Annotated in this window: 6 protein-coding genes; 4 read left to right on the forward strand and 2 right to left on the reverse strand. The window is 73.2% G+C overall.

What is annotated here, in order from left to right; genetic code table 11:
* Nucleotides 1-835 (reverse strand): thiolase family protein (locus JGS39_RS33560; protein ID WP_219573529.1); only part of this gene is annotated, 835 nt, incomplete at its 3' end.
* 165 nt (nt 836-1,000) lie between these two features.
* Here JGS39_RS33560 and JGS39_RS33565 point away from each other — a divergent pair.
* Together JGS39_RS33565 and JGS39_RS33570 are read left to right on the forward strand one after the other, a co-directional pair.
* Nucleotides 1,001-2,230, forward strand: a complete 1,230-nt coding sequence (locus JGS39_RS33565) for an acyl-CoA dehydrogenase family protein (protein WP_219573530.1) — start codon at nt 1,001-1,003, stop codon at nt 2,228-2,230.
* On the forward strand, nt 2,230-2,736 hold the full coding sequence (locus JGS39_RS33570) for a nitroreductase family deazaflavin-dependent oxidoreductase (protein WP_219573531.1): 507 nt from the start codon (nt 2,230-2,232) through the stop codon (nt 2,734-2,736). The genes JGS39_RS33565 and JGS39_RS33570 overlap by 1 nt, the downstream gene beginning before the upstream one ends.
* Before the next feature lie 121 nt (nt 2,737-2,857).
* Here JGS39_RS33570 and JGS39_RS33575 read toward each other — a convergent pair whose 3' ends face one another.
* The gene (locus JGS39_RS33575; RefSeq protein WP_148019260.1) at nt 2,858-3,505 is read right to left on the reverse strand and encodes a TetR family transcriptional regulator; all 648 of its coding nucleotides are present in this window, start codon (nt 3,503-3,505) and stop codon (nt 2,858-2,860) included.
* A gap of 310 nt (nt 3,506-3,815) precedes the next feature.
* Between JGS39_RS33575 and JGS39_RS33580 the strand changes: the two genes are divergently transcribed.
* A complete protein-coding gene (locus JGS39_RS33580; protein WP_219573532.1) occupies nt 3,816-4,616 on the forward strand; it encodes a VOC family protein in 801 nt (266 codons plus the stop codon).
* A gap of 179 nt (nt 4,617-4,795) precedes the next feature.
* Entirely contained in the window at nt 4,796-7,141 is a 2,346-nt protein-coding gene (locus tag JGS39_RS33585; RefSeq protein ID WP_219573533.1) for a serine/threonine-protein kinase, read from the forward strand.
* Nucleotides 7,142-7,469: the final 328 nt, after the last annotated feature.

The raw sequence follows: 7,469 nt of genomic DNA on the forward strand, positions 1-7,469 counted from the left end.
ACTTCACGGTCTCCCCCGCCGCCGTCTCGGGCCGCCTCGCCTTCGAGCGGGCGGGGGAGACCGTGAAGTCGTCCCACTCCGACATCGTGGAGTGCGAGACGTGCTCGCCGGTGCCGAGGATCCAGACCGGGGCCTTCGCCGTGTCCGGTACGTACTCCTCGGCCGCCAGCAGCACCGCGCAGCCGCCGTCGCTGCGGATGCAGCAGTGCAGCTTGGTGAACGGGTCGGCGATCATCGGGCCCGACAGCACCTCGTCGACCGTGACCGGCGTGCGGAACATCGCGTCCGGGTTGGCCGCCGCGTTCGCCCGGGCCTGCACCGCCACCTCGGCGAGCTGCTCCAGCGTGGTGCCGTACTCGTGCATGTGGCGGCGGGCCGCCATCGCGTACTTGGCGATCAGCGAGTGCCCGTACGGCACCTCGAACTGGAGCGGGCCGCGGGCCCCGAAGGAGAGGTTGGACGTGCGGCGGCCCGCCTTGATGTCCGCCCGGGCCGTCGATCCGTACACCAGCAGGACGGCGCCCACGCGGCCTGCCGCGATGGCGTCGGCCGCGTGGGCCGCCATGACCTCCCAGGTCGAGCCGCCGACCGAGGTGGAGTCCACCCAGGTGGGCTTCAGGCCCAGGTACTCGGCGACCTCGACCGGGGCGAGCGTGCCCAGGCCGGCGGAGGCGAAGCCGTCGACGACCGACCGCTCCAGTCCCGAGTCGGCGAGCGCCCGGCGGGCGGCCTGGGCGTGCAGGGCGTACGGAGTGGCCGTGTCGACGCGTCCGCAGTCGGCGAGGGATATGCCGACGACGGCGACCTTGCGGCGGGAAGAGGGCGTGGCAGGCATGAATCTGACGGTACATCAGATCGGCTGGAGGTGAACCGGTGCGCGGTGCGCGGATGCTGTGGCGCCTGTCGCTTTGCGAGACTCTGGGAATCTCGCTGCTTCACCCCTAGCATGACGGCCCGTCAGATCGGAGGCCGTCGGCCTCCGAGGAGAAGGAGCCCGCCGATGGATGCCGCCTTCACCGCGGAACAGGACGAGATCCGCCGCACCCTGCGCGACCTGCTCACCGCACACCGCCCCGGCCCCGCCGGGGGCACCCCGGTGGCACCGGACGGGTACGACACCGCACTGTGGCACCGGCTCTCCCGGGAGCTCGGGCTGCCAGGACTCGCCCTCCCCGAGGAGTACGGAGGCGGAGGCCGCGGGCCCGCCGAGCTCGCCGTCGCCCTGGAGGAGACCGGCCGCGCCCTGCTGCCGTCCCCGCTGCTCGCCACCGCCGTACTCGCAGCCCCCCTGATCCTCGCCCTCGGCACCGACGAGCAGCGCACCGCCCTGCTGCCGTCCCTCGCGGCGGGCGAGCTCACCGCGGCCCTGGCCGTCCCCGGCGGCTCGCTCTCCACCGCGCTCGGCCTCACCGGCGATCTCACCGGCGGCGCCTGGGCGGGCGGCGGACGGGCGGGCGGCGTGCAGGCCCGGCCGGCCGGCGGCGACGGCGGGTGGCGCCTGTACGGGGAGGCCGCCCAGGTACTGGACGGGCACAGCGCCGGACTGCTCCTGGTCGCCGCGCACACGGGTGGTTTCCCGCGCAGCCGCACCCTGTTGTTCCTGGTCAGGACCGACGGGCCGCAGCCGCCCGCCGGTCTCGTCCGCACCCGGCAGGCCTCGCTCGACGTCACCCGGCCGCTCGCCCGGATCGAACTGCGCGACACCGAGGCCGAACTCCTCGGCGCCGACGACGCCGTGGACGCGCTCGCCGCGCTCACGGCCACCGGGCGCACAGCGGCCGTCGCACTCGCCGCCGAGGCGGCCGGGGCGGCGGCGAGTGCGCTGGAACGGACGGTCGACTACGTCGGGGAGCGCGAGAGGTCCGGCCGGGCGGTCGGTTCCTTCCAGGCGGTGAAGCTCCGCCTGGCGGACCTCTACGTACGCGTGCGCTCGGCCCGCTCCGCCGCGTACTACGCGGCCTGGGACCCGGAATCCGGCGGTCTCGCGCTCGCTCAGGCGCTGGAAGCGCTGCGGGTCACCACCGCCGAGGCCGTGCAGCTGCACGGCGGCATCGGCTTCACCTGGGAGGACGAGGCGCGGCTGTACTTCAACCGGGCCGCATCCGACGAGCTGCTCCTCGGCCCCGTGCACCGGCTCCGCGACCATGCGGCGCAGCGGGCCGGACTGTTCGGGCAGGAGCAGGCCGGCGGCCCGGCGGGGCGCGGGCCGGCCGGTCAGGTGGCGGTCTGATGCCCGCCGGGGTCCGGCTCGTCCAGAAGGTGTCATCGACGCGCGTCTTCGCGCGGATCGCCCCGCACGTCGTGCCCGCCATGGACCGCGCGGTGCACCGGCTCACCCGGGGCCGGGTGCTGCTCAGCGCGCAGATGCTGCCGGGGGTGGTGCTGACGGTGCCGGGGGCGCGCAGCGGGCAGCCCAGGACGACCCCGCTGGCCTGCATGCCGCAGCGGGGTGAGGGCGGGAAGGACGGCTGGATCCTGGTCGGCAGCAACTTCGGCCGTCCGGGGCATCCCGCCTGGACGGCGAATCTGCTGGCGCATCCGGAGGCGGCCGTCATCAACTGGAAGGGCCGCGACATTCCCGTACGGGCACGGCTGCTGTCCGGTGAGGAGCGGGCCGGGGTGTGGGAGGCGGCGCTGAGGTTCTGGCCGCCCTATGCCGCGTACCAGGCCCGGATCGACCGGGAGATCCGGCTGTTCCGGCTGGATCCGCTGGAGGGGTGTGACGGTCCGGTGTGATGTCCGCGGGGGTCCGGGAACGCCGACGGCGGACCACATGCGTGGTCCGCCGTCGGTGAGACAGGACCTGGGGCGCCCGGGATCACCGCGCGTCACCCAGTACGGGGTTCCGGCGCGGGCGCTACTTCGTCGGCTTCTTGCCGGTGATGCCCAGATGCACCAACAGCGCGAGGTTCGGCTTGAGTTCGGCCTGCTTGACGCCCCAGGTGGTGAAGCCCTTCTGGTGCGAGGCGACGGCGGCCAGCATCGCGACCAGGGAGCCCGCCATCGCCGCGGCGCTGACGTCCTTGTCGACCTTGCCCTTGGCCTGGAGCTCCTTTACCGAGTCCGTAAGGGAGTTGGTGACGGAGTTCAGGATCTTCATGCGGATCTTGTAGAACCGCTTGTCGCCCTCGGCGGCACCGAGGTCGACCACGCGCAGAATGGCGTCGTTGCGCCGCCAGAAGTCGAGGAATCCCTCGACGAGTTCTTCGGCTGCCTGCCATCCGGATTTTCCGACCCAGGAGCGTCCGGCGACCAGTTCGGTCAGTCCGGCACCCTCCTTGGCCATCTCTTCGGCGATTTCGAGGACGGCGCCCTCGACGTCGGGGAAGTACTGGTAGAAGGTTGCGGGTGAAGTCCCCGCCTTCCGGGCGACGTCGATGACTTTGACGTCCCGGTACGGCGAGGAGCTGAGCATCTCGCTGAGGCAGTCGAGCAGCTTCTGCCGCGTCGCCTGTCCTCGCCGACCGGCCACGCGGCCGTCGACGGTGCGTACTTGTCCTGTCATGCCGTCAGCTTACCGACGGGTGATCGGAGCGCGATTCGGCCGACTGCAAATGGGGAGTGCGGCAGGCGCGGTGGGGGGAGTGGGTGGATTTCGGGGGATGCGCCCCAGGGGCGCCCTGCCGGTTCCCCACAGTCTGATTAGTGTTATCAACAGCCTGTGGACAACTTCGGTGGATAACTTTCCGTGACGAGGGCGCTCGCGGCGCGCGTATCGAAAATGTGTTCGCATCGGAGGGGCCGGGGCGCGCCCGGACCGGTGCGCGGCTACGTTGGGTGTGACGAGCGTCACCACGACGGAAGGATCCGGGCCCATGGCCGCATTCGCGCAGTCCGCCCCGTGCTGGGTGGATGTGCAGCTCCCCGACCTCGAAGCGGGCAAGCGCTTCTACGGTGAGCTCTTCGGCTGGACCTTCCGGGCGGGCGACGGGCCGTACGCCGACGCCCTCAGCGGCGGCGCTCTCGTGGCCGCCCTCGCCGCCAAGCAGGACGGCCGGATGCCGACGGCCTGGGGCGTCTACTTCGCCACCGACGACATCACCGCCTCCGTCGCCCGGATCCGCGAGAACGGCGGCCAGGTGATCACGGACCCGGTCCGGGCCGGACGGTCCGGGGTGCTCGCCCAGGCCGCCGACCCCGGCGGCGCGGTGTTCGGCCTCTGGCAGGCGGGTGAGCGCAAGGGCTTCCAGAAGCAGAACGAGCCCGGCTCCTTCTGCTGGACCGAGGTCTACACCCGCCAGAAGGACCGGGTCGACGCCTTCTACGAGGAGGTCTTCGGCTTCCGGTCGGCGGAGCTGGACGAGTCCGGCACCGGCGACCCGGGCACCGCGGAGTCCGGCGTGGACTACCGGATGTGGTCCCCGCCCGGCACCGAACCGGGGCCCGATACGGCGGTCGGCGGGCGCAGCGTCATCACGGACGCGTTCCCCGCCGTGATGCCCAGCTACTTCCTCAGCTACTTCACCGTGGCCGACTGCGACGCGTCGGCCGCGACCGTCGTCCGGCTCGGCGGACGGGTCTCCGAACCGCCCTTCGACATCCCGTACGGGCGGATGGCGGTCCTCCAGGACGACCAGGGCGCCGTGTTCGCCGTACTTCAGGAACCTGTGTCCTGAAACAGGCGGAACGGTACGGGACACCCCGATCCGCCCCCGGGTTCGCAACCGGCGCCCCGGCCAGGAAGAATCGGGGTGCGCACCGCCGGGTGGTGCCCACTGATGAGACGCTGCACACGGCGGGTTTTTCGCGGACCTCTCCTCAACCGAGGTCCGTACGGGGAGGTGGCAGGCAAGTGGTGGAGCAGCTGACGCAGCACGACCCGAGGCGGATCGGCCCGTTCGAGGTGCTGGGACGGCTCGGGGCCGGTGGTATGGGCCTGGTCTATCTCGCCCGCTCGGCGTCCGGCCGACGGGTGGCGATCAAGACGGTCCGTACGGAACTGGCCGAGGACCAGCTGTTCCGGGTCCGCTTCACGCGCGAGGTGGAAGCCGCCCGCGCCGTCAGCGGTTTCTACACGGCCGCCGTGGTCGACGCGGACCCGCGCGCCGCGGTGCCCTGGCTCGCCACCGCCTACGTGCCCGCGCCCTCGCTCGAAGAGATAGTGAATGAGTGCGGTCCCATGCCGACCCAGGCCGTGCGCTGGCTGGCGGCGGGCATCGCGGAGGCCCTGCAGTCCATCCACGGGGCGAAGCTCGTCCACCGCGACATGAAGCCGTCCAACGTGCTCGTCGTCGAGGACGGCCCCCGGGTGATCGACTTCGGGATCGCGTCCGGTGTCTCCAACACCCGGCTCACCATGACGAACGTCGCCGTGGGCACGCCGGCGTACATGTCGCCCGAGCAGGCGCGTGACTCGCGCAGCGTCACCGGCGCGAGCGACATCTTCTCGCTCGGCTCGACCCTCGTCTTCGCCGCGACCGGCCATGCCCCGTTCCACGGGGCCAACCCGGTCGAGACGGTCTTCATGCTGCTGCGCGAGGGCCCGGACGTGAGCGGTCTGCCCGACGATCTGCGGTCGCTGATCGAGTCGTGCATGCAGATGGACGCCTCGATGCGGCCCACCCCCGCCGAACTGCAGGCCCAGCTCTCCCCGCACCTCTTCGCCTCCGGCAGCGACGACAGCGGCACGGCCTCGGCCTGGCTGCCCGCCTCCGCCACCGAGATGATCGAACAGCGCCGCGGCGGCGGACGCGCGGTCGCCGTCGCGCCGCCCGTCGCGCCTGTGCCCGTTCCCTCTGCGCCCGTGCCGCCCGCACCCGTGGCGCCGCCCGCGCAGCAGCCCGCGCACGTGTCCGACGGCGGTCCGGTGCGGCTGTCCGGCGTGCATGTGCCGATCGGCCCGGGCCCGCGTGCCCAGGACGTACGTGGCTCGGCGGCCGCCGCCGAGGCCGGTCCGGCCACCGGCTGGGTGCGCCCGCCCGCCGGTGCGAACGGGGCGGTCACCGCTGCGACCGCCCCCGTACCCGCTCCCGCACAGGCGCCCGACAGCGCACCCGCGGGCCCGGGGCGCTGGCGCCCCTGGCGGTTCCGGATGTCGAACGACGTGTGGGGGACGCCGGTCGTCGTCGGCGACCTGCTGTACGTCACCTCCTTCGAGGTGCACGCGCTGGACACCGGCAACGGGCGGCGTCAGTTCAAGACCCGTGACGTCGCCTGGGCGATGGCCGTGGACGGCGGCAGCATCCTCGCCTCCGACGGCCCGTCCCTCTACGCCCTGGACGCGGCGACCGGCACCGAGCGGTGGCGGCTCCAGTCCGACGCGTGGGTGTACTCCCTGAAGGCCGAACGCGGCACGGTCGTCACCGGTACGCGGGGCGGCGGCGTCCAGGCGTGGGAGGCGTCCACGGGCGAGCGGCTCTGGGAGATCCACGGCGCGCAGACGGACTTCGAGACGGCGGAGGCCGGACCGGCGCTGCACGACGGCACGGTCTACCTCTGGCAGGACGCCCGGCTGCGGGCCGTCGACGCCCGCACCGGCACCGAGCGCTGGTCCTACCCGGTCGGCGACGCGGCCTCCTGCGGCGGAGTGCCCGTCCGGGTGACCCCGGCGCCGGACGGCTACGTGTACGTCTCGGCGGGGACCCGGGTCCTCGCGGTGGACATCGCCTCCGGCCATGTGCGCTGGCACTTCGAGTCACCGGCGGTCTTCCTCTCCCCGCCCGCCTTCGCCCCCGGCCCGGCCGTCACCGGCGGCGGGGTGTACCTCGCGGACTACCTCGGCACGGTGTACGCGCTGGACGCCTCGACCGGCAAGGACCGCTGGCGCATCGCCACGGAGTCCCGCCAGTCCATCGAGCCGGTGCTGGTGGTGGCGGGCAACGTGCACGTCGGCAGCGGCAGCGCGCTGTACACGCTGGACGCGGTCACCGGCACCCCGAAGTGGCGGTTCGCCGCGGGCGGCGAGGTGGTGGGCGCACCGGTCGTCGCCGACGGCCGCGTCCACTTCGGCTCGGCGGACCACGTCCTCTACACCCTGGACGCGGCGGGCGGGCAGCTCCGCTGGAAGCTGGCCACGGGCGGCGAGATCACGGGGTCGCCGGTGGCGCAGGGCGGGGTGGTCTATGCGTGCAGCAAGGACCGCTGCGTGTACGCGCTGGACGCGCTGAAGGGCACGGGCACCGGCAACAGACCCCGCCCGTAAACCGCCCCGGGCCCAGCACCCGGCGGCCCTTCCCGGCGCGGTCCCGTCCCCCTCCGCCGGTACGGCGCGGTCCCGGCCGCCTCCGCCGGTGCGGCGCGGTCCCGGCCCCCTCCGCCGGTGCGGGCTTGTTCGGCCCCTCTCCGCTCGTGCGGTGCTTGGCTGGCCCTCTCAAGCCCGTCCGGCGTTTGAGGACGGAACCGGGGCCGTGGGGGCCGGTGCGACTCCCAGCCCGTCCGGCGTTTGAGGACGGAACCGGTGATGTGGCGGGCGGTACACAAAGAGTCCGGGGGCGCCCGGTGGCCGCTTCGTCCTCAAACGCCGGACGGGC

Origin of the sequence: Streptomyces poriferorum (genome assembly GCF_019399235.1) — a bacterium.
GTDB lineage: Bacteria > Actinomycetota > Actinomycetes > Streptomycetales > Streptomycetaceae > Streptomyces > Streptomyces poriferorum.